This is a genomic window from Rhodanobacter ginsengisoli, from assembly GCF_042657065.1.
GTDB classification, from domain to species: Bacteria; Pseudomonadota; Gammaproteobacteria; order Xanthomonadales; family Rhodanobacteraceae; genus Rhodanobacter; species Rhodanobacter ginsengisoli.
In genome coordinates, this window is sequence record NZ_JBHSNF010000005.1 from 1 (window position 1) to 26,414 (window position 26,414).

General features: G+C 66.2%; 24 protein-coding genes. 12 read left to right on the top strand and 12 right to left on the bottom strand.

The genetic code is table 11. The features are described from left to right. Positions 1-522: 522 nt before the first annotated feature. On the bottom strand, positions 523-930 hold the full coding sequence (locus ACFPPA_RS17500; protein ID WP_377322261.1) for a hypothetical protein: 408 nt from the start codon (positions 928-930) through the stop codon (positions 523-525). A 540-nt stretch (positions 931-1,470) separates the two neighbouring features. Between ACFPPA_RS17500 and ACFPPA_RS17505 the strand changes: the two genes are divergently transcribed. Further along, the gene (locus ACFPPA_RS17505) at positions 1,471-2,937 is read left to right on the top strand and encodes a glycosyltransferase family 39 protein (protein WP_377322263.1); all 1,467 of its coding nucleotides are present in this window, start codon (positions 1,471-1,473) and stop codon (positions 2,935-2,937) included. Between the two features lie 175 nt (positions 2,938-3,112). On the opposite strand, the gene ACFPPA_RS17510 is transcribed toward ACFPPA_RS17505, so the two are convergent. From ACFPPA_RS17510 to ACFPPA_RS17550, 9 genes are all read right to left on the bottom strand, one after another. After that, on the bottom strand, positions 3,113-3,478 hold the full coding sequence (locus ACFPPA_RS17510) for a hypothetical protein (protein ID WP_377322265.1): 366 nt from the start codon (positions 3,476-3,478) through the stop codon (positions 3,113-3,115). A 486-nt stretch (positions 3,479-3,964) separates the two neighbouring features. After that, positions 3,965-4,789, bottom strand: coding sequence for a transporter family protein (locus tag ACFPPA_RS17515; protein ID WP_377322266.1), 825 nt, complete (start codon positions 4,787-4,789; stop codon positions 3,965-3,967). Positions 4,790-4,864: 75 nt separating this feature from the next. After that, positions 4,865-5,599 carry a hypothetical protein gene (locus tag ACFPPA_RS17520; protein WP_377322267.1) on the bottom strand — a complete coding sequence of 245 codons (735 nt, stop codon included), beginning with the start codon at positions 5,597-5,599 and terminating at the stop codon, positions 4,865-4,867. A gap of 236 nt (positions 5,600-5,835) precedes the next feature. After that, the gene (locus ACFPPA_RS17525; RefSeq protein ID WP_377322269.1) at positions 5,836-6,264 is read right to left on the bottom strand and encodes an RcnB family protein; all 429 of its coding nucleotides are present in this window, start codon (positions 6,262-6,264) and stop codon (positions 5,836-5,838) included. Positions 6,265-6,743: 479 nt separating this feature from the next. Beyond that, positions 6,744-7,658, bottom strand: coding sequence for an HD-GYP domain-containing protein (locus ACFPPA_RS17530; protein WP_377322271.1), 915 nt, complete (start codon positions 7,656-7,658; stop codon positions 6,744-6,746). 631 nt (positions 7,659-8,289) lie between these two features. Then, positions 8,290-9,699, bottom strand: a complete 1,410-nt coding sequence (gene glnA, locus ACFPPA_RS17535) for a type I glutamate--ammonia ligase (RefSeq protein WP_377322273.1) — start codon at positions 9,697-9,699, stop codon at positions 8,290-8,292. 205 nt (positions 9,700-9,904) lie between these two features. Beyond that, the gene (locus ACFPPA_RS17540; RefSeq protein ID WP_377322625.1) at positions 9,905-11,200 is read right to left on the bottom strand and encodes an ammonium transporter; all 1,296 of its coding nucleotides are present in this window, start codon (positions 11,198-11,200) and stop codon (positions 9,905-9,907) included. 81 nt (positions 11,201-11,281) lie between these two features. Next, positions 11,282-11,620, bottom strand: a complete 339-nt coding sequence (locus ACFPPA_RS17545) for a P-II family nitrogen regulator (protein WP_377322275.1) — start codon at positions 11,618-11,620, stop codon at positions 11,282-11,284. 55 nt (positions 11,621-11,675) lie between these two features. Then, positions 11,676-12,431 (bottom strand): TorF family putative porin, encoded by a 756-nt coding sequence (locus ACFPPA_RS17550; RefSeq protein ID WP_377322277.1) that lies wholly within the window; start codon positions 12,429-12,431, stop codon positions 11,676-11,678. A gap of 708 nt (positions 12,432-13,139) precedes the next feature. Between ACFPPA_RS17550 and ACFPPA_RS17555 the strand changes: the two genes are divergently transcribed. Next, positions 13,140-13,937: an undecaprenyl-diphosphate phosphatase gene (locus ACFPPA_RS17555; RefSeq protein WP_377322279.1), complete on the top strand. Its 798-nt coding sequence runs from the start codon at positions 13,140-13,142 to the stop codon at positions 13,935-13,937. 4 nt (positions 13,938-13,941) lie between these two features. Here ACFPPA_RS17555 and ACFPPA_RS17560 read toward each other — a convergent pair whose 3' ends face one another. Beyond that, positions 13,942-14,904, bottom strand: a complete 963-nt coding sequence (locus ACFPPA_RS17560; RefSeq protein WP_377322281.1) for a LysR family transcriptional regulator — start codon at positions 14,902-14,904, stop codon at positions 13,942-13,944. A 143-nt stretch (positions 14,905-15,047) separates the two neighbouring features. On the opposite strand from ACFPPA_RS17560, the gene ACFPPA_RS17565 reads away from it, so the two are divergent. The 6 genes from ACFPPA_RS17565 to ACFPPA_RS17590 are packed head-to-tail and all read left to right on the top strand — an operon-like array spanning position 15,048 to position 22,270. Further along, positions 15,048-16,283: an efflux RND transporter periplasmic adaptor subunit gene (locus tag ACFPPA_RS17565; RefSeq protein WP_377322627.1), complete on the top strand. Its 1,236-nt coding sequence runs from the start codon at positions 15,048-15,050 to the stop codon at positions 16,281-16,283. Between the two features lie 25 nt (positions 16,284-16,308). Then, positions 16,309-19,503 carry an efflux RND transporter permease subunit gene (locus tag ACFPPA_RS17570; RefSeq protein WP_377322283.1) on the top strand — a complete coding sequence of 1,065 codons (3,195 nt, stop codon included), beginning with the start codon at positions 16,309-16,311 and terminating at the stop codon, positions 19,501-19,503. Next, positions 19,500-19,667, top strand: coding sequence for a hypothetical protein (locus ACFPPA_RS17575; RefSeq protein ID WP_377322285.1), 168 nt, complete (start codon positions 19,500-19,502; stop codon positions 19,665-19,667). Before ACFPPA_RS17570 ends, ACFPPA_RS17575 begins: the two co-directional genes overlap by 4 nt. 1 nt (position 19,668) lies before the next feature. Further along, complete coding sequence (locus tag ACFPPA_RS17580; protein WP_377322286.1) at positions 19,669-21,123, top strand: efflux transporter outer membrane subunit; 1,455 nt, start codon at positions 19,669-19,671, stop codon at positions 21,121-21,123. Continuing rightward, positions 21,120-21,860 carry an SDR family NAD(P)-dependent oxidoreductase gene (locus ACFPPA_RS17585; RefSeq protein ID WP_377322288.1) on the top strand — a complete coding sequence of 247 codons (741 nt, stop codon included), beginning with the start codon at positions 21,120-21,122 and terminating at the stop codon, positions 21,858-21,860. Before ACFPPA_RS17580 ends, ACFPPA_RS17585 begins: the two co-directional genes overlap by 4 nt. Before the next feature lie 53 nt (positions 21,861-21,913). Next, entirely contained in the window at positions 21,914-22,270 is a 357-nt protein-coding gene (locus ACFPPA_RS17590) for a hypothetical protein (RefSeq protein ID WP_377322290.1), read from the top strand. On the opposite strand, the gene ACFPPA_RS17595 is transcribed toward ACFPPA_RS17590, so the two are convergent. Then, entirely contained in the window at positions 22,210-22,704 is a 495-nt protein-coding gene (locus ACFPPA_RS17595; RefSeq protein ID WP_377322291.1) for a nuclear transport factor 2 family protein, read from the bottom strand. The two genes, ACFPPA_RS17590 and ACFPPA_RS17595, sit on opposite strands and share 61 nt — an antisense overlap. A 467-nt stretch (positions 22,705-23,171) precedes the next feature. Between ACFPPA_RS17595 and ACFPPA_RS17600 the strand changes: the two genes are divergently transcribed. The 4 genes from ACFPPA_RS17600 (at position 23,172) to ACFPPA_RS17615 (ending at position 26,410) form a co-directional block, all read left to right on the top strand. Next, entirely contained in the window at positions 23,172-23,513 is a 342-nt protein-coding gene (locus ACFPPA_RS17600) for a hypothetical protein (RefSeq protein ID WP_377322293.1), read from the top strand. Between the two features lie 52 nt (positions 23,514-23,565). Next, on the top strand, positions 23,566-24,480 hold the full coding sequence (locus ACFPPA_RS17605; RefSeq protein ID WP_377322295.1) for a TolB family protein: 915 nt from the start codon (positions 23,566-23,568) through the stop codon (positions 24,478-24,480). Between the two features lie 65 nt (positions 24,481-24,545). Then, the gene (locus tag ACFPPA_RS17610; protein WP_377322297.1) at positions 24,546-25,658 is read left to right on the top strand and encodes a sensor histidine kinase; all 1,113 of its coding nucleotides are present in this window, start codon (positions 24,546-24,548) and stop codon (positions 25,656-25,658) included. Further along, positions 25,655-26,410 (top strand): LytR/AlgR family response regulator transcription factor, encoded by a 756-nt coding sequence (locus tag ACFPPA_RS17615; protein WP_377322298.1) that lies wholly within the window; start codon positions 25,655-25,657, stop codon positions 26,408-26,410. The genes ACFPPA_RS17610 and ACFPPA_RS17615 overlap by 4 nt, the downstream gene beginning before the upstream one ends. Positions 26,411-26,414 lie beyond the last annotated feature (4 nt).

Here is a 26,414-nt window from a genome sequence, read left to right on the forward strand (position 1 = left end):
CATCCGATCACACGGAACCACCAAAATGGCCTCGTCGAACAACGCGATTCGACTGCCGCCGTTTTGGCCGTCTATCCGTTCGCGAAAAGGACTTTTTCTACAGCCTCAACGCTGGAGTTAAGCGGCGGCGAAGCCGTCCGCCTTGAACGAAATGTTAGGCAGGGTGCGGGCTGAGCTGCACACACTAAAGCCTACCCAGCAAGAGTGATCCTCTTGACTGAAGCAAGAAAGATGAATTCCAGCTGCTTTTTGGTCTTTACCTGAATCCAGTGATCATTGGTGGCAACAACCTTTCCCTTCACCGAGTCCGTGAGCCCCGCGAATATTCCTAGGTGTACCACAACGTCCTTACCATGTAGTTCGGTTAGCACTAATACTCTCCGGTGTGTACAAGCGAATTGTCGCGAAATGTGATTGGTGGTACTTCAATAAGCTAGGGGTGTTTTCTCCCTGCCTAACGCTGGAGTTAAGCGGCGGCGTAGCCGTCCGCCTTGAACGAGATGTTAGATGGTGAGTACGGACTCACGAGAACCACCACATGAACCATCGCATGAAAATCGTGCCCCACCATAAGCTGCAGAAAAGCCCTGCGGCGATGAACACATAAATTGGTGCGGCGCCGCTCCTGTAGCCAGTCGCGGCGTCGTAGAAAAGCCACACGAGCGCAGCTGCCAACGCTACAACAAGAACAAGCCCGACCAGCCACTGCCAAGGCTTGACGGAGAACGCGGGCCTGTTGGGAACACCAATGGACGGAATTGACCGACGGGAATTGCGGACAAGTACCAGACCTCCAAATATTGCCAGCAGCCCAACTGATCGAATTGCGAAATTGTGTTGTCCATAGAAGATGCAGGCCGCCGCAAAGGCCAACAACAACGCTTGCGAGGCGAGGGAGAGTGCCCGTTTTAGTTTGGGAGTTGCCGCCATGGTTCTCTTGCCTCATGTGACGGAACATCTAACGCTAAGTAGACCCCGAAAGCGGGGTGTTGCACGGAGTATGCGTACCTTGGCTGAGGCCGTACAAGGGAAATTTTCTATCCAGGTTCAAGCTCTTGCGTCGCCGCGTAGCCCGAGGGCGGCTGATGAGCTGCGGTGTTATCCGACACCTTTGAGGGTGTATGAGTTACGCAGGCAGAAGTGAGGGTGTAACGGGGGCGAAAATGCTGCTGTTCAGGCGCGTGCCGGCTGGATGCGGCTCGAGGGGTTCTGCCATGCCGGCGCGGACGCATGCTTGAATGAGGTTGGCATGCAGAAGGGGCACGCCGAACCTCATCGATCATGTGGTGCGTCGACTGGTCGAGTTCGCCGTCGAAGCCGGACATTGGGTATCTTGGGGAAGTACTAGAATCACCGCCCGGACCGCCGGATAGGTATCGGAAGGTACAGTCGACCTGTTTCAAGGATGCGTCCATGATTGCGACCGCTGTTCCAGTTCAGAGGGCCGTGCAAGGCCACCGGGGAAGTGTCATGCCGGTGCTCGTGATTGCCGTGCTCTTCGGCGCAGCCCATATGTTGACCAACGGGCAGTACGGTTTTCATCGGGACGAATGGCAATTCCTGAGCGATGCACGGCATCTGGACTGGGGCTTTGTACCGTACCCGCCCCTGACCGCGGCGCTGGAGTTCCTGGGCCTCAAGATGTTTGGCCTGTCGCTCGTGGGCCTGCGATTGTTTTCGGTGCTCGCGCAGGTCCTGGTGATTCTCGCCAGCGGCCTCATGGCGCGTGATCTGGGGGGTGGGCGGCGGGCGCAGATCTTTGCCGCGATCGCGGTGGCGCTGTCGCCATTGCCGATGTTCGAGGCGACGGAATTCCAGTACTCCTCATTCGATCTGTTGTGGTGGGTGCTTCTCGCCTGGTGCGTGATTCGTCTGCTGCGTGACGATGAGCCGCGCTGGTGGTTGGCGATCGGCCTCGTCGCCGGCCTCGGCCTGCTGACCAAGTATTCGATCGCGTTCGAGCTCGTCGGCGTGCTGGTGGGGGTACTGCTCACCGACGCACGGCGCCATGTCACGACCGGCTGGTTCTGGGCCGGGGGCGCCATCGCACTGCTTGTCTTCGCTCCGAACCTCATCTGGCTGATCAGGCACGACTTCGTTTCCTACCATTTCCTGCAATCCATCCACGCGCGCGACGTGCATCAAGGGCGCGCGGACGGCTTCCTGCGCGGTCAGTTCCTGCTGGACGCCAACCTGTTCGCCGCGCCTGTCTGGCTGGCGGGCCTGTTCGCCTGCTTCAGGGATCGCCGCTATCGCATGCTTGCCTGGATGTATGTGGTGCCGCTGCTGCTGTTCCTGTTTGCACAGGGTCGCGCCTATTACACCTGCGGCGCCTATCCCATGCTTCTGGCCATGGGATCCGTTGTGGGCGAGCAATGGTTGCGCACCCTGCGTCCCGCATGGCGTGGCGGGATCGCCGCCCTGATGTTTGCCGGCGTCTTCGCCATCGGCATCTATGCGGCGCTTCGCATCGTACCCATCGCATCGAGCGGCCCGTTGCGCGACTTTGCGCTGCGGAACAACGGCGACCTCCGCGAGGAGATCGGCTGGAACGAACTGGTCGCGCAGGTGGCAGTCATTCGTGATGCCTTGCCTGCCGAACAACAAGCCCATCTCGGCATCGCCGTGGGCAACTATGGCGAGTACGGCGCCATCGCCCTGCTCGGTCCACACTATCACCTGCCCACGCCGATCACCACGATCAATTCCGGATGGCTGCGCGGCTATCCCCAGCCGCCGCCCACCACGATGATCGTGCTGGGAAGTTCGCGCGAGCGCGCGGATGAGCTTTTCACCGGCTGCCGCGTGGCCGGCCACACGGCCAACGCCCTGGGCGTGCTCAATGAGGAAAGCCGGGACCACCCCGACATCTTTGTATGCGGCCGCACGCGCAAGCCATTGAGCGAGCTTTGGAAGCACGGGCCGGATTTTGGGTGAGTTGTCGCACAACCTGGCAGACGCCCGAAGGTAGGCACGCTGTTGGAGATGTCCGCCATGAATGGCGGACTCTGCCCTTCGCAGCGTGTCCGGCCCTCACCGGGACCGCCGGGGACAGTCCTCGGCCCAAGGCGCGCATGACGGACGCCGACTGTCCTGTCCCGAAAGAAGCGACCTACTTCTTTTTCGCCGCGCGACCGGCAGCGGCCTTGCCTGCGGTCTTGCGCGACGTCACCCGCTTGGGCTGACCCGACACGGCCCTGGCCCTGACGGGCGACTTCGAGGGCGACGGCTTGACCGCCGCCGGCGCGGCTTTCGTGGACGCTGCGGGTTTCTTCGCAGCCCGCTTTTTTGCCGGTTTCGCGACCGGCGCGGCCTTGGCGGCCTTGGCTCGCTTCTCCACCGGGCGGCGCGTGGTCACCCCGGCTTCGATCACCACGGAGGGAGTCCGGGGAACCCAGGCACTCTGGAACTGTTCGACCATGTCCCGGAAAACCTGGCTTTGATTCAACATCATCTCGAACAGGTCGAGGTGCTTCAATTTGTCCTTCTTGCCCGCTTTGTCTTTGCTCACAGCTGCGCTCCTCAAGTAGTGGTTTCGATAAACCCGCCGTCACGTTCGCAACGTCGTTTGCCTTGATCGCATCCCTGCCGGCGGCCGTTTGATCGCCACCGATCACGTGCGCGACGTATCGACCCGCAGACGCCGTCTGGAGTGTATAGAGAAACATGAGGCGGTGAGCACCCCCTCATCTGGTGAGGGTTCCACGTCGTTGACCGACCCAAAGATCGCGCTCCGGGCCCCAAGCCTGTCCCGGAGAACCCGGAAAGCGTCGAATCGGAGATCGGCCCGCGTGTCATGGCTTCCGGCTCTGCCAGGCAGACGGGAGCGCAGGGATGGGAAGCGCTGGCCCGTCCATATTCGCGGTCCAGGATATTTTCTTCCCGGCCGGTCATTCGAGGCAGGGTCGGAAGCGTGGCCGAGCGACACGAGCTGCACACGCGATCGCGTGTGCAGCCGGCTTGATCAGAAGCTGTACTTGACGGATGCGCCGACGCCGTAGTCGGGGCTGCCGTCGGAAAAACCACCGAGTACATAGGTCTGCAGGCGCAGGCTTTGGCTCACCTTGTAGTTCCAGTAAGCGGTGAGTTCGCTTTGCGATGCGCCATCGGTGGCGATCTTTTCGCGGTAGTAGTAATACGCGCCGATGCTGTTTTTCGGGCTCAGCTTGTAGCCGGCTCCCACGCTCGCGTTGAAGCCGTTCTTGAGCTGGATGTACTGGGAGCTGCCGTATTTCATCCAGCCGACTCCGCCGAACATGGTCCAGTCGCCGGATACCTTGTAGGTATCGAGCGAGAGACCGTAGTCGTTCTTGCCGGTGCCCAGCCCCTGGCCCGCATCGGCGGTGCCGAACTTTATCTTGCCCGTGAGATCGAGCCCGAACGATCGGTCGGCGCTCGAAAACAGCTCATATCCGGCCGAGGCCGTGATGTCGCCCAGGCCGGAAGCCGAGCCGGTGGTGGCGGTGGTCGTCGGCACGCTGCCCCCGTGGCCGCGCCCCTTCGGGTTGCCGTTCTTGACTTTGCCGACCCCGGGAATCACGTCGCTTGCGCCACTGATATCGATGTATGGCACAACGAGCTTGAACGTCCAGCGATCGGTTTCATAAGCCGCCGTCAACGGCACCGACCAGATGTCGGTGGTGGTGCTGGTACCGTATTTTCCGCTGCTGTAGTTGGCGCCGCCGGTGACGCTGAACACCCCAGCCGCATCGGTTTGGGCGGCATGTGCCGCCGGAGCACCGATCAACAGCAGGCCGCCGGCCATGACCCAGTATGGTTTGTTACGCACGATGAGAATTTCCCTGCAGGACCCACGTTATCGGGCCTGGCATGCCAGGCCCGTGCCTAAAACGAACCACGAGACTCAGCCGCCCGGACGGCCTGCATGATCAGGGTGATCGGGGTGCTCCGGGCGATCGGGGCGATCCGGCCTGGATGGGCGATCCGGGCGATCCACTTTGCCTACGCTGTCCGGCCTGCCCGCATGGCCGGCGCTGTGGCCCTTGGCGTCGGCAAGCTCGACCTTGTCGACCTTGCCGTTCGCATGCGCGCTGGCGTTGCCGGTCGCTTTCGGCGACCGCATCACGTCACCCAGCTTGAAACCCATGCTCTTGGCAATCTGGCCCCAACCCTCACCGGATGCGCGCTCGGCCAGGACACCCTTCAGGTCGACGCTGGTGCCATCGGCCATCGTCAGCGTGCCGCCATTGAGCGCCGCCTCGATCTCGGCGGCAGTCGGATCGGTGATTCCCTGCTGTGCCAGGCTCGCCTCGGCCAGCGACAGTGCGATCTTCACGTTGCCAAAACCCATCTTGCCGGTATCCGGCTGGAACGTGGTCTCGGTGGTGGTCGAGGTGCCGTCCGGGTTCTGGGTCACCTCATCGAGTGTGATCGCCGTGCCATCGCGCAGCCCGGTCACCAGCGCCTGCGAATTCGTGTCCGAACCGGCGAAGCTGGTGAATTCGCCGCCCAGCCGGGTCGTCTCCTGACCGGTGGCCGGGGGAGTGGTCGTGTCGGGCTGCGCCATGGCAGGCGAGGCGGCCAGCGCGGTAAGCAGCGCCGCGCAAACCAGTGAACGCGTGAGTAGGTGGGTTTTCATGGATAGCTCCCGAGACGAGTGATGGCGTCTTGCCAGTGAGGTAACCGCAGCAGGCATCCGCTGCATGCTCCAGAAGTTCCAGGACGACGCGCCGGGGATGATCACCACGACATCATGGCGAAACCGGTGCGTCGACAGAGGACGGATATTGCGCAATACACCAGTGAGTCTGGCGTGAGTGAGCCCCAACGGGTTCACCGAAACAGCAATTTCGGTTCCCCGTCATGGACGGCCAATCAGTGGCCCAGCACGATGTCGGTGATGATCCCCGTGGCAACCGCAATCAGGATCAACTGCCCGTCATCGTCGCGCACCCAGCGATAGCCACGCTCCGGTTCGCGCAGGTGATAACGTCGATAGTCGGTGACGTAGTACTCGCGTGAGGTGTAATAGCGCTCGGGGAGGCGCTCGCCGCGGCGAAACGCGTGCTTTTCCCAGCCCCGATGGCGACCGTTGTCATGCCGCCCCTGGTCTTTGGGGTTGTTGCCCCTGACCTCATCGTATCCGTCACGGTCGCCGCGATCCGGGCCGTTATCGACCCAACCTTTGTCGTGCCCGTGTCCGTGCCCGTGTCCCCGATCACCGGGAGGATCAGCAAATGCGCCGGCGCTGGCCAGCAGCAGTGCGGCGGTGGCGATGACCAAAAATGGACGTTTCCGATTCATGTGAGACTCCCAGGGAGATCTGGCGAAGGCGAACACCCAACAGCGACGACAGTGGGGTACACGAGCTGAATGCACGCCATCCGCGAAGGATGAGCCTTTACCGCCAACCGTCAATCAGCCGCTGACGGGATTGCCGAGCGGATCACAGAATAGGAGGGCATGAACCCCTGTCGGCTCACCCGCCGAGCCGATCGCCCCGATCGGATGGACGAAGCCGATGGCATGGGTGCGAATGCGGGTGGATCGGGTCCGGCCTGACTTATGTCGTGACAGGCGTGGGGCATCACGTTGGCGGCGAGCATGAACTGCACGCCCATGGCGGTCGAAACATCGGGCTGCTGGCCTGCGGGAACCCCGGCGTGGCCACGCCCATCACCATCGGCCCAGGCATGCGCTGTCGCTTGCGCTCCACGCGATCGGCGAACAGGGTGCGCAGCAGACCGGTCGCGTGGGTGAAGTGGAAGCCCCCTCGGCGGGCATCAGCCATCCATGGTCAGCGGCAGGACTTTCGAGCCATGGATGCCCACCGACTGCCGTGCCAGTCCGTCCCGGGCGACGAATGCCGCGCTTTCACGTGCGCCGCTCGACGCCTGCTGCAGGGTGATGCTGCCTTTCAGGCGGTCGTAGTTGGCCAGGAACAGTTCCATCAGCCGGGGGTCGAACTGGCCACCGGCGCCCTGGCGCAGATAGGCGAGGATTCTCGCCTCCGGCCACGCTTCGCGGTACTCGCGATCGGAGCCCAGCGCACCCCATACGTCGACGATGCTGACGATGCGCGCGGCCAGCGGAATCGCTTCGCCGGCCAGCCCGCGCGGGTAGCCGAAGCCATCCCAGCGCTCGTGATGGGCATGCGCGATGTCGATCACGGTGGACGAGAACGCCGCCTGCTCGAGCAGGTCGCGGCCGATCTGCGTATGCCGCCGGACCAGCGCCGTCTCCTTGCTGCTGAGCCGAGTCTGCTTGCCCAGATTGGCCTCGGGGATGGCCAGGTTGCCGACGTCGCGCAACATCGCCCCCACCTTCAGTTCGCGCAGCGCCGGCCCCCGCACGCCGGCCAGCGTCGCCAGCCCCACCACCATGGTGGCCACGCGGTCGGAGTGATCGTCGAGATCCTTGCGACACATTTTCATGAGGGACTGCAGAATCTGCAGCAGGCTCTCGCGATCACTGCCCAGCGGCCGGTTGGCCGACAGCAGCTCGGGCAGGCGGCGCTTGATCAACAGGTACAGCAGCAAGCCGCCGCCGATCACGAACAGGCAACTCTTGAGCGTCATCGCCATCGGCAGATCCGGCGCCTGCACGAGGCTGACCAGGACACGGTCGGACAGCGCGACGGCGGCGGCGGTCAGCACGATGCCGACGAGGATGGTGTGAAATTTGGGGAGCACGGTCATGTGGGTAGCCCGATATGTGTCGATGAGGAGCTTCTGCTCCATGGCGTCGGTCTGGCTCTTGCAGACGTTCCTTGTCGTCGGAAGTGACACTGAGCGACGCCGACTCATCGCGATTTGTCACAAGTTGCTTATCCCTGGCCTGCGTCTGAGCGTATGGCTCCGGCTCATGCCAGCTGTCGCACGCGTACGTTCGATCGAGCCCGGGCCATCACCCGGTTGAAGCCTGGCGACCCGGCTGCTTTCGACGTCCGCGCCTCGATGGCTCGTCCGCTTCGTCCGGGACAGGACTGGAGCTGCAGCATTCGAGCCAGCGACGAGCCCTGTAATGTGATGGAGTGCGCAGTTTCTGCATTCGGATGCGGTGGGCTCGGGCATCGGTCGCCCCGGCAGAGGGCCCGCTCCTGCATGCCGAGGTGACGCAGGACGCGCGCTTCCTGCTCGAACTTCACATCTCCGGCGACCATGCATGGCGCCGGCAATCTGCGTCATCGGGCGCTGGCGAATGCGATGGCACGGGCGATCGCGTTGCTCCGGCGGGTGCGGCTTGCAGGAATTCGGTGGTCACCGGAACGCAAAAAGGAAAGGAGCCCTGCGGCTCCTTTCCTTTTCCGGTCCCGCGCTCGCTGATGGATCAGCCCGAGAAATACATCTGGAATTCCAGCGGATGGGTGCTGGCGCGGTACCTGGTGACTTCCTTCATCTTCACTTCGATATAGGCATCGATGAAGTCGTCGGTGAACACGCCGCCGGCCTTGAGGAACTCGCGGTCCTTGTCCAGCGCTTCCAGCGCGGCATCGAGGCTGGAACACACCTGCGGGATGTTCTTCTCCTCTTCCGGCGGCAGGTCGTACAGGTCCTTGTCGGCCGGCGCGCCCGGGTCGATCTTGTTGATGATGCCATCGAGGCCGGCCATCATCAGCGCGGTGAACACCAGGTAGCCGGACTGCATCGGATCGGGGAAGCGCACCTCGATACGGCGACCCTTGGGGCTGGCCACGTACGGGATGCGGCAGCTGGCCGAGCGGTTGCGGGCGGAGTAGGCCAGCATCACCGGCGCCTCGAAACCCGGCACCAGCCGCTTGTAGCTGTTGGTGGTCGAGTTGGAGAACGCGTTGATCGCCTTGGCGTGCTTGAAGATGCCGCCGATGTACCACAGCGCGGTCTGCGACAGGCCGCCGTAGAGATCACCGGCGAACAGGTTCTCGCCGTTCTTGGCCAGCGACTGGTGCACGTGCATGCCGCTGCCGTTGTCGCCGACCAGCGGCTTGGGCATGAAGGTGACGGTCTTGCCGTTCTGGTGCGCCACGTTCTTGACCACGTACTTCATGGTGATCAGCTCGTCGGCCTTCTTCACCAGGGTATTGAACTTGACGCCGATCTCGCACTGGCCGGCGTTCGCCACTTCGTGGTGATGCACTTCGACGGTCTGGCCCAGCGACTCCAGCACCTTGCACATGTCGGCGCGCAGATCCCCCAGCGAGTCGACCGGGCTGACCGGGAAATAGCCGCCCTTCACGCCCGGACGGTGGCCGGTGTTGTTGCCGTCGTACTTGTAGCGCGACGACCACGCCGCTTCTTCCGAGCCGATCTCGTAGAACACGCGGCCCGGGTCGTTCTGCCAGCGCACCGAATCGAAGATGAAGAACTCCGGCTCCGGGCCGAAGAACGCGGTGTCGGCGATGCCGGTGGACTTCAGGTAGGCCTCGCCGCGCTTGGCGATCGAGCGCGGGTCGCGGCCATAGGCCTGCATCGTCGACGGCTCCAGCACATCGCAGTGCAGGATCAGCTGCACGTGAGCACTGAACGGATCGAGGTGGGCGGTATCCGGATCGGGCATCAGGATCATGTCCGACTCGTTGATGCCCTTCCAGCCGGTGATCGAGGAGCCGTCGAACATCTTGCCGTCCTCGAAGGTCGACTCGTCGATCGCGTGGGTCGGGAAGGTGACGTGATGATGCACGCCGAGCATGTCGGCAAAACGGAAGTCGACGAATTCGACGTCATGTTCCTGGATCAGATCGAGCACTTTCTGGGCGGACATGGAGAACCTCGGAGATGGATGGCGGAACACTACGGAGCAATAGCCGTGCCATGCCATGGAACCTCGCTGGAACAGGCACTTGCATCGCGCCGCGACGTTTTCGACGGGCGGTCATGCATCATACATGGGCAAGCATCCCTGTGATTTGCACCAAGTTGCATCAACCGAAGCGGGTGCCCGCGACATGCGCGGGCACCCGCCGGGCTCAGGCCTCGTAGGCGCTCTCGCCGTGCGAGGTGATGTCCAGCCCTTCGCGTTCGGCCTCGTAGGGGACCCGCAAGCCGAAGATGGCCTTGACCACCAGATAGGCCAGTACCGATACCGCGCCGCTCCAGACCAGGGTGATGCCCACGCCCAGTGCCTGTACACCAAGCTGGTGCAGGATCGAGAAGTCCGCCGCGCCGGTACCGCCCAGCGAGGCCGCGGTGAACACGCCGGTCAGCAGCGCACCGACGATGCCACCGATGCCGTGCACGCCGAATACGTCCAGCGCATCGTCGGCACGCAGGATCTTCTTCAAGCCGGTGACGCCCCACACGCAGCACACGCTGGCCAGTGCGCCGATCGCCAGCGCGCCCATCGGACCGACCGTGCCGCAGGCCGGGGTGATGCCGACCAGCCCGGCCACGGCGCCGGACGCGCCGCCCAGCATCGAGGACTTGCCCTTGCTCACGCCCTCGACCAGCAGCCATGCCAGCACCGCCGCCGCGGTGGCCAGCAGGGTATTGATGAAGGCCAGTGCCGCGCCGGAATTGGCTTCCAGGTTGGAGCCGGCGTTGAAGCCGAACCAGCCCACCCACAGCAGCGCCGCGCCGACCATGGTGAAGGTCACGTTGTGCGGCTTCATCGGCTCGCGACCGAAGCCCACCCGCGGGCCGATCAGGTAGGCGCCGACCAGGCCGGCGATACCGGCATTGATGTGCACGACCGTGCCGCCGGCGAAGTCCAGCGCGCCGAGGGTCAGCAGGTAACCTCCCGGGCCCCACACCATGTGCGCGATCGGCAGGTAGGCGAAGGTGAACCACAGGGCCGAGAACAGCAGCACGGCGCGAAAGCGCATCCGCTCGGCGAACGAGCCCACGATCAGCGCGCCGGTGATGCCGGCAAAGGTCGACTGGAATGCGATGAACACGTATTCGGGCAATTTCACCGTGGCGGTGAACGTGTCCGCCAGGCTGTCCTTGGTCACCCCGTGCAGGAACAGCTTGCTGAAATCGCCGATGACGGCGTTGCCGCTGTCGAACGCGAGGCTGTAGCCGTAGACCACCCACAGCACCACGATCAGCGAGAACACCGTCATTACCTGCATCAGTACCGACAGCACGTTCTTCGAACGGACCAGGCCGCCGTAGAACAGCGCCAGCCCGGGCACGGTCATCAGCAGCACCAGCAGGGTGGAGGTGAGCATCCATGCGACATCGCCCTTGTCGACGATCGGCGCCGCGGCGGCCACCGCCTCGGCATGCGCCCCGGGTGCGAGCAAGAGCAGACAGATCAGCATCAGCGACGCCACCCAGGCCGGCAGGCCGGGCGAGAGGCGGAACAACAGAAGGTCTTTCATGGAAACCTCGCAGGGCGGGAATTAGAGGGCGTCGTCGTCGAGCTCGCCGGTACGGATGCGGATGACCTGATCCACCGTGCTGACGAAGATCTTTCCGTCGCCCACGCTGCCGGTCTTGGCGGACTGCTGCACGGCTTCCAGCACCGTGTCGAGCAAGCCGTCGTCCACCACCACTTCCAGCTTCAGCTTGGGCAGGAAGTCGACGACGTATTCCGCGCCGCGATACAGCTCGGTGTGTCCCTTCTGGCGGCCGAAACCGCGCACCTCGCTCACCGTGATGCCACTGACGCCCGCGCCGGTCAGCGCATCACGCACCTCGTCCAGCTTGTAGGGCCGGATGATGCAACTGATCAATTTCATGCATGTCTCCCGGTTGCGGCCGCGACGGCATCCGCCGCGGCCGGTGGATGTGTGTTCAGAACGATTTGCTGAGCGTGAGGATGCCGGTGGCGCGACCGAGGTAGTGCCCGTCGGCGTTGGTGTAACCGCTGCGCGCCGCGTTGGTGTCGTAATAGCCCAGCGCCACCGAGTAGCCGTTGGCGAAGGCCCGGGTCACGCCGACTTTCCAGTCGGTGTAGGAGAACCCCGGCGTATTCGCCACATCCTGGTGGCCCACGTGCGAATTGAAGGTCCAGCCGGAGCTGAATTCCTTGTTCCAGGACAGATCGACGTAGGCGCTGTGCTTGCTGTCGGCGAAGCCGAACAGGTTGGTGAACGCGTGCGAATACTTCAGCGAGATGCCCTTCCAGGCCAGCGAGGCGTAGGCCTCGGTGGTATAGGGCCGGGTGAATCCCGCCGGGTAGGTGCCGGGGTAGTAGTACTCGTAGAGCCCGACGTCATAACTCCAGTCGGCGCCGAGACTGCCGCGGTAGCCGGTATAGAAATCCAGTTCCACGCTGCTCGAGATCGGCGCGGCGCTGGACGAGGCATCGGACAGCCAGCTGACATTGCTGCCCCAGGCGCCGATGTACCAGCCGCTGGCATGGTCGTATTCGATGCCGGGCTGCACGGCCGGCTTGCGGTTGGTCTGCGAGAGTCCGCGGAACAGATAGTCGTTGACCACCGCCACGCTGCCCGTCACCTGACTGGCCGGGGCATCCTGCGCCGATGCCTGCAACACCGGCGCCAACACTGCCGCGCCTGCAAGGATCCACTGTGTACATCGGTTCATCGGCTGCTCCTCCGCTGGTATGGACGAAAACCAAATGGCCGTATGGACGTCCACATGGTGCGTTCGCGTTTACGCTCGCCGATCTGATCCGCCACGCGGTTCAGCTCGACCATCGAATCCCGGGCGCAGCACCGCCCGTCCCGGGCGGATCGACGGCCAGGGGAGATACACGCTGTAGCTGGGAGCAGGCCGATCGCGACGCGATCGGCAGCAAGGCATTCGGGCTCTTCCGGAGCCTGCTGCAGGACGGTTTGCGGGAACGATGCCAGACGGGCACATGGCGCTCGGGCGCACAAGCCACGGTACTGCGATCCCCCGATCACCTTGCCTGGAGAGCACGGCGGGCGCGTCGGGGACGCTGCCGCTTTCCGTGTTCCAGACTCTTCCTGCAACTTGATCCTGCCTCAATCTTTGCTGCATTGCAATAGGATGACGCGCGCCTTCTTATTGCAACTCGTTATATGCGTTGTTACGTCGAAAATGGCTTCAACCTTTGACTTTCGCCGTGCGAAACCCCGAAGGCGGCAGCACCACATGGCGCGGTGAGCGCCGGGCTGCGGGCGGAAATTTCCGCAGCGCAACGTCGGCGGATCCGGTGATCGGCGACGCCTTCGCATGCCTCGCTCGATACGCCGCGACGATGCCGACCACGTAAGCTAGGCGCCCTGTCCGCGGCCGTCGCGCCGCTCCCTCGAAGGCGCATTCCACGTGATCGATCTGCTCCACGTCATCCTGCTCGGTATCATCGAAGGCATCACCGAATTCCTGCCGATCTCCAGCACCGGCCACCTGCTGATCGCCGAGAAGCTGGGCCTGGGCCATCGCTCGGATCTGTTCAACATCGGCATCCAGGCCGGCGCCATCCTCGCGGTGACGCTGATCTACTGGAAGCGCATCTGGCAGCTGTTCACGCAATGGCGCGAGCCGGCCAATCGCGACTACCTGCTGAAGCTGGTGGTGGCGTTCCTGATCACCGCCGTGCTCGGCTTCATCGCGGTGAAGCACGGCTTCAAGCTGCCCGAGACGGTGACCCCGATCGCCTGGGCGCTGGTGCTCGGCGGCTTCTGGATGATCGGTGCCGAACTGCTGGCGGCGCGCCAGCCCGATCGCAGTGCGGTGACCTGGCGCGTGGCGATCCTGGTCGGCGTCGCGCAGATGCTCGCCGGGATCTTTCCCGGTACCTCGCGTTCGGCCGCGACGATCTTCGCCGCGATGCTGGCCGGTACCAGCAACCGCGCGGCGGCGACCGAGTTCGCCTTCCTCGTCGGCATCCCGACCATGTATGCGGCCACCGGCTACGAACTGCTGAAGGTACTGCGGGGGGGTGGCGCCGCGCACGAAAACTGGATCGCGCTGACGCTGGGCTTCGTGGTCTCGGCGATCGTCGCGTTCGTCGCGGTGAAGTGGCTGCTCGGTTACATCCGCACGCACCGCTTCACCCCGTTCGCGATCTACCGCATCGCGCTGGGCGTGGCGCTGTTGCTGCTGGTGCCGACCGGCGCCTGAGCGTTCAGGCGCCGGCGCTTTCCTCGACAGCCGCCTCGGCGACGGGCGGCGGCCGCTTGAAATGCGCCGGCGCCTCGTTGGTGCGCTCGAACAGCTCGCGCACCCATTCGATGAAGGCCTGCACGCGGGCCGAGAGATGCTTCTTCTGCGGGTAGACGATCCACACCGGCTTGCCGGTCGACTTGGTCTCGGTCATCACCAGTTCGAGCAGGCCCTTTTCCAGCATGCACGCCGCCAGCATGCGCGGCACCTGGGTGATGCCCAGGCCGGCCACCACCGCCTGGATCACCGATTCGCCATCGTTGATCAGCATGTGCGCGTCGATGTCGACCTCGACCGATCCACCCGGTGTATCGAACTGCCACCGGCGCGGGCGCCCGTTCGGATAGACGTAGTTGATGCAGCGGTGATCCTTCAGATCCTCGATGCTGCGTGGCGCACCGTGTCGACGCAGGTAGTCCGGCGAGGCGCAGACCACGTTGCGCAGGTAGCCGATCTTGCGCGCGATCAGGCTGGAGTCCTCCAGCTGGCCGACCCGGATCGCACAGTCGAGCCCTTCGCCGTTGAGGTCCATCGGAATGTCGCTCATCGACAACTCCAGCCGGATATCCGGATAGCGCCGCTCGAACTCGGCCAGCCGCGGAATCACCGCGGCGCGCCCGACCGACAAGGAAATGCCCACGCGCAGCTTGCCGGTGGGCTTGCGATTGGAGTAGTTGAGCGCCTCGGTCGCCTCGGTCAGGTCGGCCAGGATTTCCTTGCAGCGCGCATGGAACGAAGCGCCGTCGTCGGTCAGCCGCAGCGAGCGGGTCGAGCGGAACAGCAGTCGGGCACCGAGCTGGGCTTCCAGCCGTGACACGGCCCGGCTGACCCCGGACGGGGTCATCCCCAGCTGGGCGGCAGCGGCGGCGAAGCTCTTGGCCTCGACCACCCGGACGAAGGTCGAAATTGCTGAGAAGTCTTCCATTGCCCCGATCTCTGACTGATTCGTGATTGCGAGTCATGAGTGTAATGCGCAAGAAGCGGATTTTCTATACCGCCAAGTACACCTATTCTCTCGACCCTTCGCCGGGGTTGTGTGCCCGGCAACCATGGTTCTGGGAGCGCAAGATGAAAAAACAATGGATGCTGGCAAGTCTGATCGCGGCCGCCTTGCTGGGTGGCTGGTTCCTGTTGCACGGCAACGCCAGCCAGGCGCAATCCGCCGGCGCGGGCGCACCGCCCGAAGTGACCGTGGCGCAGGCGTTGAGCCGCAAGGTCAGCGACAGCGCCGAGTTCACCGGACGACTGCAAGCGGTCAATACGGTGCAGGTGCAGCCGCGGGTGGGTGGTTTCGTGGAGTCGGTGCACTTCGAGGAAGGCGCGCTGGTCCACAAGGGCGATGTGCTGTTCCAGCTGGACGCGCGCCCCTACCAGGCCGAGGTCGACCGGCTCAGCGCGAATCAGGCGCAGGCCCGCGCCGAGCTGAGCCTGGCCGAAACCAACCAGCGCCGCGCGGCCATGCTGCTGGCACAGCATGCGATCGCGCAGCAGGAAGCCGACCGTCAGGACACCGCCGAACAGAGCGCGCGGGCGCAGCTGGGCGCAGCCACCGCGGCGCTTGCCGCCGCACGCCTGAACCTGGATTTCACCCGGGTGCGCTCGCCGATCGACGGCCGCGTCAGCAACGCCCGGGTCACCCCCGGCAACCTGGTCACCAGCCAGGACGTGCTGACCAGCGTAGTCTCGGTGAACCCCGTCTACGTCTACTTCGACGTCGACGAGCAAACCTGGCTCAAGCTCGACCACCTGCGCGCCCGCGCGAAACAGGCCGGTCGCAGCGCCCGGATCGAGGCCGCGATGGGACTGGCCGACGAGTCGGGCCACCTGCATCCGGGCCGCCTCGACTTCGTCGACAACCAGCTGCACAGCGGCACCGGCACGATGCGCCTGCGCGCGGTGTTCGACAACGCGGACGGCCTGTACACCCCCGGCCTGTATGCCCGCGTGCAGTTGCAGAGCGGCGAGGCGCGACCGCGCCTGCTGGTGGATGACCGCGCGATCGGCACCGACCTGGGCAACCAGTTCGTCTACGTGGTCGACAAGCAGCACAAGGTGCAATACCGCAAGGTCAGCACCGGCCCGCTGTTCCATGGCCTGCGCGTGATCGACAGCGGCCTCGAGCCCAACGACATCGTGGTGGTGAACGGCCTGCAGCGCGTGCGCCCCGGCGCCGAGGTGAATCCGCAGACCGTGGCGATGTCCTACCGCCTCGATGCGCACGACAAGGCGCTGGTCGACGGCGCCCCATCGAAATCCGACGACGCGCTGGCCGCCACCGCCGCCGCCAAGCCGCCGCAGGGCTGAGCCCACCCACGCCGAGCCCCTGACCATGAAAAACATAGCCCAATTCTTTGTCGACCGGCCGATCATGGCCGCCGTGCTGTCGCTGCTGTTCGTGATCACCGGCAGCCTCGCGGTGTTCAAGCTGCCGATCAGCGAATACCCCGAAGTGGTGCCGCCCACCGTGGTGGTGCGCGCGGCCTATCCCGGCGCCAATCCCAAGGTCATCGCCGAGACCGTGGCCACGCCCCTGGAGGAACAGATCAACGGCGTCGAAGGCATGCTGTACACCTCCTCGCAGGCGACCAGCGACGGTGCGCTCACGCTCACCGTGACGTTCGCGCTGGGCACCGATCTCAACACCGCCCAGGTCGACGTGCAGAACCGCGTGGCGCAGGCGCTGCCGAAGCTGCCGGAGGAAGTGCAGCGGCTGGGCGTGACCACCCAGAAGAGCTCGCCCGACCTGACCATGGTGGTGCATCTGACCTCGCCGGATCAGCGCTACGACATGCTGTACCTGTCGAACTACGCACGGCTGCACGTGAAGGATGTGCTGGGCCGGCTCAACGGCGTCGGCGACGTGCAGATCTTCGGGGCCGGCGAGTACTCGATGCGGGTGTGGCTGGATCCGCAGAAGCTCGCTTCGCGCGGACTCACCACCGGCGACGTGGTCAATGCGATCCGCGAGCAGAACGTGCAGGTCGCCGCCGGCGCGCTGAACGCGCCACCGGGGCCGACCAACTCGGCGTTCCAGCTCAACATCAACACCCGCGGCCGGCTGGTCAGCGAGGACGACTTCCGCAACATCATCGTGCGCACCGAGGCCAACGGTGGCGTCACCCATCTGAGTGACATCGCCAAGGTCGACCTGGGCTCGAACAACTACGCGCTGCGAAGCCTGCTCGACAACAAGCCGGCGGTGGCGCTGCCGATCTTCGCGCGCCCAGGTTCCAACGCGATCCAGATCTCCGACGAAGTGCGCAGCACCATGGCGCAGCTGAAGCAGGACTTCCCGCAGGGGGTCGACTACTCGATCGTGTACGACCCGACCGTGTTCGTGCGCGGCTCGATCGAGGCGGTGGTGCACACCCTGCTCGAGGCGATCCTGCTGGTGGTGCTGGTGGTGATCCTGTTCCTGCAGACCTGGCGCGCCTCGATCATTCCGCTGGTGGCGGTGCCGGTCTCGCTGATCGGCACGTTCGCGGTGATGTATTTGGCCGGCTTCTCGCTCAATGCGCTGTCGCTGTTCGGCCTGGTGCTGGCGATCGGCATCGTGGTCGACGACGCGATCGTGGTGGTGGAGAACGTCGAGCGGCACATCGAACTCGGCCAGTCGCCGCGCGAGGCAACCCGCCAGGCGATGCGCGAGGTCACCGGCCCGATCGTGGCCACCGCGCTGGTGCTGTGCGCGGTGTTCATCCCGACCGCTTTCGTCAGCGGCCTGACCGGCCAGTTCTATCGCCAGTTCGCGCTGACCATCGCGATCTCCACGGTGATCTCCGCGTTCAACTCGCTGACCCTGAGCCCGGCGCTGGCCGCCGTGCTGCTGAAAGGCCATGACACCCCGAAGGACCGGCTGACGCGCGGGATCGACCGTGCGTTCGGCTGGCTGTTCCGCCCGTTCAACCACCTGTTCCATCGCGGCTCGGCGCGTTACGTCGGCGGCGTCAAGCGGATCGTCGGCAAGGGCAAGCTGGCGCTGGTGCTCTACGCCGGCCTGATCGGCCTGACCTGGTTCGGCTTCTCGCATGTGCCGACCGGCTTCGTGCCGGGCCAGGACAAGCAATACCTGGTGGCGTTCGCGCAGCTGCCCGACGCCGCTTCGCTCGATCGCTCCGAGGACGTGATCCAGCGCATGGGCGCGATCGCGCTGAAGCAGCCGGGCGTGGAGCACGCCGTGGCGTTCCCCGGACTGTCGATCAACGGCTTCACCAACAGCCCCAACTCCGGCATCGTGTTCGTCACCCTGAAGCCGTTCGAGCAGCGCCGCAGCGCGGATCTTTCCGCCGGCGCGATCGCCGGCGCGCTGAACCAGAAGTTCGCCTCGATCCAGGACGCCTACATCGCCGTGTTCCCGCCACCGCCGGTGATGGGCCTGGGCACGATCGGCGGCTTCCGCCTGCAGATCGAGGATCGCAGCGACCGCGGCTTCGACGAGTTGTTCAAGCAGACCCAGGGTCTGATCGCGGCGAGCCGGAAGGATCCGGCACTGGCCGGGCTGTTCTCCAGCTTCCAGGTCGCCGTGCCGCAGGTCGATGCCGACGTCGATCGCGAGAAAGCCAAGACCGAAGGCGTGAACCTGGGCGACGTCTACCAGACCATGCAGGCCTACATGGGCTCGCTCTACGTCAACGACTTCAACCGCTTCGGCCGCACCTACCAGGTCAACGTGTCGGCCGACCCCGCGTTCCGGCACACGCCGCAGGACATCCTGCAGCTGAAGACGCGCAACGCGCAGGGCCAGATGGTGCCGCTGGGGTCGTTCGTCACCGTGCACCAGGGCGCGGGCCCGGACCGGGTGCAGCATTACAACGGCTACCCGACCGCCGAAATCAACGGCGGCCCGGCGCCGGGCTACAGCTCCGGCCAGGCGCAGGCGGCGATGGAAAAACTGGCGAAGGACAACCTGCCCAACGGCATCAGCTTCGAGTGGACCGAGCTGACCTACCAGCAGATCCTCGCCGGCAATACCGCGATCCTGGTGTTCCCGCTGTGCGTGCTGCTGGTGTTCCTGGTGCTGTCCTCGCTGTACGAGAGCTGGTCGCTGCCGCTGGCGGTGATCCTGATCGTGCCGATGGTGCTGCTGTCAGCGATCGCCGGCGTGTGGCTGAGCGGCGGCGACAACAACATCTTCACCCAGATCGGATTGATCGTGCTGGTCGGACTGGCGTGCAAGAACGCGATCCTGATCGTCGAGTTCGCCCGCGAACGCCAGCATGAAGGCATGAGCCGGCACGAGGCGGTGCTGGAAGCGGCGAAGCTGCGACTGCGTCCGATCCTGATGACCTCGTTCGCCTTCATCATGGGCGTGGTGCCGCTGGTCACCTCGCACGGCGCCGGTGCCGAGATGCGCCATGCGATGGGCGTGGCGGTGTTCTCCGGCATGCTCGGCGTGACCATCTTCGGGCTGATCTACACCCCGTTGTTCTACGTCCTCATTCGCGCCCTGGTCGAGCGTCGCGAGGCGCGCGCGGCCGAACGCGCCGCGGCGCACGCGCTGCCGGCGCTGGAGAACCAGGGATGAAAGCCGTGCGCAGGATCGCTGCCGTCGGCATCGCCGTGGCCTCGGACATGCTCGGCGTGACCCTGTCCGGGCTGATCTACACGCCGTTGGTCTATGTCGTCATTCACGCCCTGGCGGAGCGTCGCGAGTCGCGCGCACACACCACCGCGCTGGAGAACCATTGAGATGAAATCGCTACTGAAGATCGCCGCGCTCAGCGCGGCGCTGGTAACCGCTTTGGTTCTGGCCGGCTGTGCCAGCGTCGGTCCGGACTACCACGCCGTGAAACCGGCGGCCCCGCAACTGCAGGGGCTCGACCCGGCGCAAGAGAGCACGGCGCGGTTCCAGGCCGCGTGGTGGAAGCAGTTCAACGATCCCACGCTGGACGCGCTGATCCAGCATGCCGCGGCGAACAACCTGGACCTGCGCATCGCGGTGGCCCGGCTGCATGAATCGCGGGCGCTGCTCAGCGGCGCGAAATCCGATCGGCTGCCCACGATCGACACCGACCTGAACTACACCCGCAGTCGCGGCCAGCAACCGGGCTTCAGCAGCCGGCGCAGCACGGTCACCACGTACCAGGCCGGCTTCGATGCCTCGTGGGAGCTGGACATCTTCGGCGGCGTGCGTCGCTCGGTGGAGGCGGCCGGCGCCGATCTCGGCGCCAGCGAGGCGGCCCTGCACGATGCCCAGGTCAGCCTGCTGGCCGAGGTGGCGCGCAATTATTTCGAGCTGCGCGGCAGTCAGTTGCGGCTGGATATCGCCCGACGTGACATCGAGAACCTGCACCAGACCGTGCACCTGACCGAGGTACGCCAGCAACTCGGCGCCGGTTCGGAGCAGGACGTGGCCAGTGCGAAGGCTCGTCTCAGCGCGGTACAGGCGCAACTGCCGTTGCTGCAGACGCAGGTCAGCGCCGGCGAGTACCGGCTCGCCGTGCTGCTGGGCGAACGCCCGGGCGAACTGGACGTCGACGTCTCGCCGAAGGGCTTCGCCCCGATCGCGGTGAACCTGCCGATCGGCGATGCCGGCGACGTGCTGGCGCGGCGGCCGGACGTGCAGATCGCCGAGCGCGAATACGCCGCCGCCACCGCGCGCATCGGCGTGGCCAAGGCGGACTTCTTCCCGCACGTCACGCTGGGCGGCTTCCTCGGCTTCCTGTCCGGACGCAGCAACGATTTCGGCAGCCCGTCGACCCGTGCGTGGTCGCTGGCACCGAGCATCAGCTGGCCCGGCCTGAACATCCAGCGCGTGCGCGCGAACCTGCATGCCAGCGAGGCCCGCACCGATGCGGCGCAGGCGAACTACCGGCAGGCGGTGCTGCTGGCGATCGAGGACGTCGACAACGCCGTCACCGGTTTCAACCAGCAGCGCGTGCGCGTCGATCACCTGATCGAGCAGGGCACGCAGAGCAAGCGCGCCGCCGACCTGGCCCGCGTGCGCTACCAGGAAGGCGAAACCGGCTTCCTCGAACTGCTGGACGCCGAGCGCACCCAGCTCGCCGCCGAGGACGACCTGGCCCAGGCCGAGGCCGCGATCAACACCCGCGCGGTGGCGTTGTACAAGGCGCTCGGTGGCGGTTGGCAGGCCTGCGGCGACGAGCACTGCAGCGCCGTGGCCGGGGCAGACGCCGCGCCATGAGCCGGCCGGCCCGACGCGTACCCGTGACGGCGACCGCACCGGTCTATCGCGTGGCCCTGGTCAGCGGTGCCAATCGCGGCCTCGGCTTCGAGGTCGCGCGTCAGCTCAGCGAACGCGGCATGACCGTGCTGCTGGGCGCACGCGATCTCGACAAGGGCCTGCGTGCGGCGCGCCAGCTGGCCGGTGCGCCGGGCGAGGTGATCGCGGCGCAGCTCGACGTCACGCGACAGGACCAGGTCGATACGCTGGCCCGCTGGATCGAGATCACCTACGGCCGGCTCGACGTGCTGGTCAACAACGCCGGTGGCTACTACGACCACGATGCCAGCGCCAGCGACGGTGACATCGGCGCGGCACGCGCCGCGCTGGAAACCCATCTGTTCGGCAGCTGGCGACTGACCACCGCCATGTTGCCGCTGATGCGCAGGCACGCCTACGGGCGCATCGTGAATGTGTCCAGCGGCTGCGCCGCAAACAGTTCGAGCAGTCCCCACTGCGTGGCGTACCGGACCTCCAAGTCCGCGCTCAATGCCTATACCCGCACGCTGGCCGAAGAGCTCGACGGCAGCGGGATCGTGGTCAATGCGGTCTGTCCGGGCTGGGTCGCCACCGCGCTGGGCGGCCCCGGCGGGCGGCCGGTGGAACACGGTGCCGCCGGCATCGTATGGGCGGCCTGCCTGCCGGCGCCGGCGCCGACCGGCCAGTTCTTCCGCGACGGCCAGCACATCGCCTGGTGATTCTCCGCGCGTCCGCGCCGATCGGACGTACCTGCCTGCAGGTGTTCCTGCAGATGCCACAAAACGACACGATCAGTCGCCGCATTCTGCATGCCGCCCGCCCCCGCGGCCTGCCGGCGCCGCAAGATCTCCGCCTCGACCGGGTACCGATTCCCTCGCCCGGCCAGGGCCGGGTGCTGCTGCGCACGCTGCATCTCTCGCTCGACCCCTGCATGGGCAACCTGATGAACGAGGCCGGGACGAGCCATGCCCCGGCGATGTCGCCGGGCGAGACCGCGCAGCCTTCGCTGGGGCCGGGTGGGCTGGGCATGCCCGGCTTCACCGCCCGACGTTCCGCGGCCGGAGCGCCTCAGTCGCTCCGGGCGCTGCTGTGCTGCGAGTACAACGCGTGCCAGCGGCCGTCGACGTAGACGAAGATGTCGGACGAGCGCACGCCCTGTTGGGGCCCCAGCGCCGGATCGTAGAACGAGAGGATCGCGGTATCGCCGTGGATCACCACGGACTGGCCCGACGGGTGCGCCTTCAGCCAGGCCTCGACCTCGTGCCGTTTCCTGTCCGAGTGGCGGTTCTTTTCCGCACTGGCGAGGATGGCGGCCTTCGGATGCGCCTTGCCGTCCGCACCGACGGATCGGTATTCGGGCAGCAGCATCTGGTCGAGCCAGGCCGTGTCGCCACCCAGTTCGGCCTCCAGCCAGTGCTGGTCGACCGCGATCACCGCCGCCGCGGTCCTGGCGGTTTCATCCGTGGGCGTCGCATGCACGGCCGACGCGGCCGCACTCATGATGGCCGTCATCATCGCGACAAGGCACGCCATGCCGACCTGAAGGTGATGCTGCTTGTGCATCGTGCTGCCCTCGTGCGCGGCGGGATGGCCGCCGGATCAGGTTCCACCGCGCGGCGCCGAGCCGCACCGTTCCTGTGACGAGCGCCCGAGGCGAGGGGACAAGCGGCCGGAAAGTGCCGCTTGGCGGCACGCGGGCAGGGATCGTGGCGACCGGAAACGTGCCTCGAAGCCCATCTTTCCCGAATGCCTGCTTTCCCGCAGGGGCGGCCTCAGTCGCGATGGCGCATGCGGTGCGCCGACAGGGTGCAGCCCGCTGCCGCGGCCATCGCGACCGAAGGTGCTCGTGCCACCGCGCTTGCCGACGCCGCCCCGGGAGGTTCCCGCACCGCTTGTCACGACCCGAGCGCCGATCGTCACAAGGCCGGCGACGACGGCAGGTGCGCGTGCCAGCCTGCCCGCCGCATCCACATCGACGCCGCGCCCGGCCGGCCATCGCGCTAGCGGGCAGCGGCGAGGGAGAGAGGTACATGCGTTTGACGACAACGTTCGCGATCCTTGCGGCAGCGGTCATGGCCTCCGGTACGGTCACCGCCCGCGCCGCCGATCCCGCCGCGCCGCCCACGGCGACCATCTTCGCACCCGGCACGGTTGCCGCCGCGCCGCTCGACCTCGGCGACACGGTCAACGGCGGCAAGCACAGCATGGGCGCCCAGCTCGGCCCCGATCACCGCACGCTCTATTTCTACAGCGAACGCCGCCTGTCGCCGTCGGACCCGAACGGCGCCGCGCCCCGGAACAACGGCGACGACCACATCTGGCAGGTGTCGCTGGCGCGATGGCTGCATGCACCGGCCCGCGGCGGTCGCTGACGACGCGGCCGCTCGATCCCCCTGTCCCCCGCTCTTCAAGAAGGAGAACTCCATGCGATTTGCCCCCCTGTCGCCGATCCTGTCCATCGCGCTGGCCCTGGGTCCCTGCGCGGTCGCGTCCGCGCTGCCGGCACGCGCGGCAACGGCTGCCGCCCATCCCGCTGCGGCGCCGCTCGCTGCCGGACCGTGGACCGCGGAGCACGACGCCTCGCCTGCTTTCACGCCGGACGGCGACACGGTGGTGTTCGCCCGCGGCCACGGGATCACGCGCCGCCTGTTCATCTCCCGGCGCCGGGACGGTCACTGGTCGGTACCGCAACCGGCGCCCTTCTCGGGTGGCGCCTGGATGGATCTGGAACCGACAATGGCGCCCGACGGCTCCTACCTGGTGTTCGTCTCCAACCGCCCGGCCCGGCTGGATGGCAAGCCCCTGGACGGCAACTACGAGGGCCAGTTCCTGCCCGGCCGCGGCGGCAACCTGTGGCGGGTGGAGCACACCGCCCACGGCTGGTCCTCACCGCGCCGACTGCCAGACACGGTCAACGCCGGCTCGTCGGTCTACGCGCCCGCGGTGGCGGCGGACGGCAGCCTGTATTTCATGCAGCCGGATCCGGTCACCGGCCATTTCCGGCTCTATCTCAGCCGGTTCGCCAACGGCCACCTCCAGGCCCCGCGCGCACTGCCCTTCAGCAATGGACGGCTGGCCGACTACGACCCGGCGATCGCTCCGGACCAATCCTTTATCGTGTTCAGTTCGGATCGGCCGCCCTCGACCGACACCAGCAGCGCGATCTTCGTGGCATTTGCCACCGGCGGCGGCTGGAGCGCGCCGATCCCGCTGGGACCTTCAGGCACCGAGTCGCGGCTGGATCCGGACCGCGCCACCCTGTATTTCAGCGCCGCGGACAAGCACGTCCACCGCTTCGCGCTCGCCGACTGGCTCAAGCGCCACGCCAGCGGGGAATGACGCACCTTTCCCGGGCCGCCGGCACGTTGCACACTCCGGCTTCTGGCTTCGGCGGGAGAACCTCGATGGAACCTGTCCGCGAGCGCATCGGGCTCGCACACGCTGCCAGCGCAGGGCTGCAACGCCAGGCGCTGGCATTCGGCTTCTGGACGCTGCTGGCGCTGTCCTACGCGCTCAGCGGGGGGCTGTCGTCGATCAGCGAAGGCTATCCGCCCGGATGGGCGCGTGCGTTGACGTGGAACCTCAGCAACTTCTGGTTGTGGATGGTGCTGGTGCCGCTGGTCGGCTGGCTCGGACGACGGGGCGCCGGGGGCGGCTGGCGGCGCTTCTGCCTCGTGCACCTGCCGGCCGCGCTGGCGGTGGCGCTGCTGCAGATGCTGGCCCACCTGGTGGTGTTCTGGTATCTGAGCGGGCCCGGCCGCATGCCGGTGCACACGCTGGGCCAGTACCTGCGGATGGAGTTCGCCTACAGCTTCCACCTTGCCGTGCTCACCTACTGGATCATCCTGGCGGTGCTGCGCGGGATGGAATCGCGCCGGCACCTGCGCGACGAGCGGCTACGCCGCACCCAGCTGGAGACGCAACTGGCGCAGTCGCAGCTGCAGGCGCTGCGCATGCAACTGCAGCCGCACTTCCTGTTCAACACGCTCAACGCGATCTCGGCGCTGGCGCTGGCCGACCCGTTGCAGGCGCGGCTGATGATCGCCCGGCTCAGCGACTTCCTGCGACTCACCCTGGAGGAACGCCACGCGCCGCAGGTGCCGCTCGCGCGCGAGCTGGAATTCCTCGCCTGCTATCTCGGCATCCAGCAGGTGCGCTTCCAGGACCGGCTCAGCACGCAACTCGATGTGGACGACGACACCCTTGCCGCAGCGGTACCGAACCTGATCCTGCAGCCACTGGTGGAAAACGCGCTGCGCCACGGCCTGCAGGACAAGCCCGGCGCCGGCACCCTGCGTATCTCCACGCGCCGTGATGGCGACCGGTTGCATTTGCGCGTGGACGACGACGGCCTCGGCCTGCCGCCGGCCGGCACGATGGAAGGCATCGGCCTGGGCAATACCCGTTCGCGCCTGCGCATGCTGTTCGGCGACGCGGCGGCACTCGAACTCAGCGCGATCCCCGGCGGCGGCACGCGCGCCGAGGTACGCCTGCCGTTCGCCGAGCACGTCGCATGAACCTGCCACGCTTGCGCACCGTGCTGGTCGACGACGAGGTGCTGGCGCGCCTCGCGTTGCGCCAGGCACTGGCCAGCCACCCGGAAGTGGAGATCGTCGGCGAATGCGGCAACGCCGCCGAGGCGATGCAGGCGGTGCGCGCGCTGCAGCCGGACCTGTTGTTTCTGGACATCCAGATGCCCGGCATGGACGGCTTCGAACTGCTGCACGAGCTGGCGCCGGACGGCCTGCCGCTGGTGGTGTTCACCACCGCGTTCGCCGAACACGCGCTGCGCGCGTTCGACGCCAGGGCGCTGGACTATGTGCTGAAACCGATCGATCAGGCCCGCTTCGACCAGGCCATGGTGCGCGTGAACCAGCACTGGCAAGGCCTGCACGCGGCGGCCGGCGCAGCGAGCGAGCCAGCCCCCGCCGGGAGTTACGTGCAGCGCCTCAGCGTGCGCCATGGCGAGCACATCCGCGTGCTCGCCGTCGACGACATCGACTGGATCCGCGCCGACGGCAACTACCTGCACATCCACGTCGGCCCGGTGCGTTACCTGCACCGCGACACCCTGCGCCACGTGCTGGCGCAGCTCGACCCGACGCGCTTCCTGCGCATCCACCGCGGCACCCTGGTCAACCTGGCGCGCATCCGCGAAGTGCATCCGCTGTTCAAGGGCGGTGCGGAAATCGTGTTGCATGACGGCACCCGGCTGGATCTCAGCCGGCGGTTCAGGGCCGGTGCGCGCAGCGTGTTGGGTCTGCCCTGACTGA

Excerpts from the sequence above, each read along its gene's own strand:
- ACFPPA_RS17545 (WP_377322275.1), bottom strand. The coding sequence starts at position 11,620 with ATGAAATTGATCAGTTGCATCATCCGGCCCTACAAGCTGGACGAGGTG.
- ACFPPA_RS17605 (WP_377322295.1), top strand. The coding sequence starts at position 23,566 with ATGCGATTTGCCCCCCTGTCGCCGATCCTGTCCATCGCGCTGGCCCTG.
- ACFPPA_RS17570 (WP_377322283.1), top strand. The coding sequence starts at position 16,309 with ATGAAAAACATAGCCCAATTCTTTGTCGACCGGCCGATCATGGCCGCC.
- ACFPPA_RS17590 (WP_377322290.1), top strand. The coding sequence starts at position 21,914 with ATGCCACAAAACGACACGATCAGTCGCCGCATTCTGCATGCCGCCCGC.
- ACFPPA_RS17540 (WP_377322625.1), bottom strand. The coding sequence starts at position 11,200 with ATGCTGATCTGTCTGCTCTTGCTCGCACCCGGGGCGCATGCCGAGGCG.
- ACFPPA_RS17520 (WP_377322267.1), bottom strand. The coding sequence starts at position 5,599 with ATGAAAACCCACCTACTCACGCGTTCACTGGTTTGCGCGGCGCTGCTT.
- ACFPPA_RS17615 (WP_377322298.1), top strand. The coding sequence starts at position 25,655 with ATGAACCTGCCACGCTTGCGCACCGTGCTGGTCGACGACGAGGTGCTG.
- ACFPPA_RS17600 (WP_377322293.1), top strand. The coding sequence starts at position 23,172 with ATGCGTTTGACGACAACGTTCGCGATCCTTGCGGCAGCGGTCATGGCC.
- ACFPPA_RS17525 (WP_377322269.1), bottom strand. The coding sequence starts at position 6,264 with ATGAATCGGAAACGTCCATTTTTGGTCATCGCCACCGCCGCACTGCTG.
- ACFPPA_RS17550 (WP_377322277.1), bottom strand. The coding sequence starts at position 12,431 with ATGAACCGATGTACACAGTGGATCCTTGCAGGCGCGGCAGTGTTGGCG.
- ACFPPA_RS17595 (WP_377322291.1), bottom strand. The coding sequence starts at position 22,704 with ATGCACAAGCAGCATCACCTTCAGGTCGGCATGGCGTGCCTTGTCGCG.
- ACFPPA_RS17610 (WP_377322297.1), top strand. The coding sequence starts at position 24,546 with ATGGAACCTGTCCGCGAGCGCATCGGGCTCGCACACGCTGCCAGCGCA.
- ACFPPA_RS17580 (WP_377322286.1), top strand. The coding sequence starts at position 19,669 with ATGAAATCGCTACTGAAGATCGCCGCGCTCAGCGCGGCGCTGGTAACC.
- ACFPPA_RS17585 (WP_377322288.1), top strand. The coding sequence starts at position 21,120 with ATGAGCCGGCCGGCCCGACGCGTACCCGTGACGGCGACCGCACCGGTC.
- ACFPPA_RS17505 (WP_377322263.1), top strand. The coding sequence starts at position 1,471 with ATGCCGGTGCTCGTGATTGCCGTGCTCTTCGGCGCAGCCCATATGTTG.
- glnA (WP_377322273.1), bottom strand. The coding sequence starts at position 9,699 with ATGTCCGCCCAGAAAGTGCTCGATCTGATCCAGGAACATGACGTCGAA.
- ACFPPA_RS17575 (WP_377322285.1), top strand. The coding sequence starts at position 19,500 with ATGAAAGCCGTGCGCAGGATCGCTGCCGTCGGCATCGCCGTGGCCTCG.
- ACFPPA_RS17530 (WP_377322271.1), bottom strand. The coding sequence starts at position 7,658 with ATGACCGTGCTCCCCAAATTTCACACCATCCTCGTCGGCATCGTGCTG.
- ACFPPA_RS17560 (WP_377322281.1), bottom strand. The coding sequence starts at position 14,904 with ATGGAAGACTTCTCAGCAATTTCGACCTTCGTCCGGGTGGTCGAGGCC.
- ACFPPA_RS17565 (WP_377322627.1), top strand. The coding sequence starts at position 15,048 with ATGAAAAAACAATGGATGCTGGCAAGTCTGATCGCGGCCGCCTTGCTG.
- ACFPPA_RS17500 (WP_377322261.1), bottom strand. The coding sequence starts at position 930 with ATGGCGGCAACTCCCAAACTAAAACGGGCACTCTCCCTCGCCTCGCAA.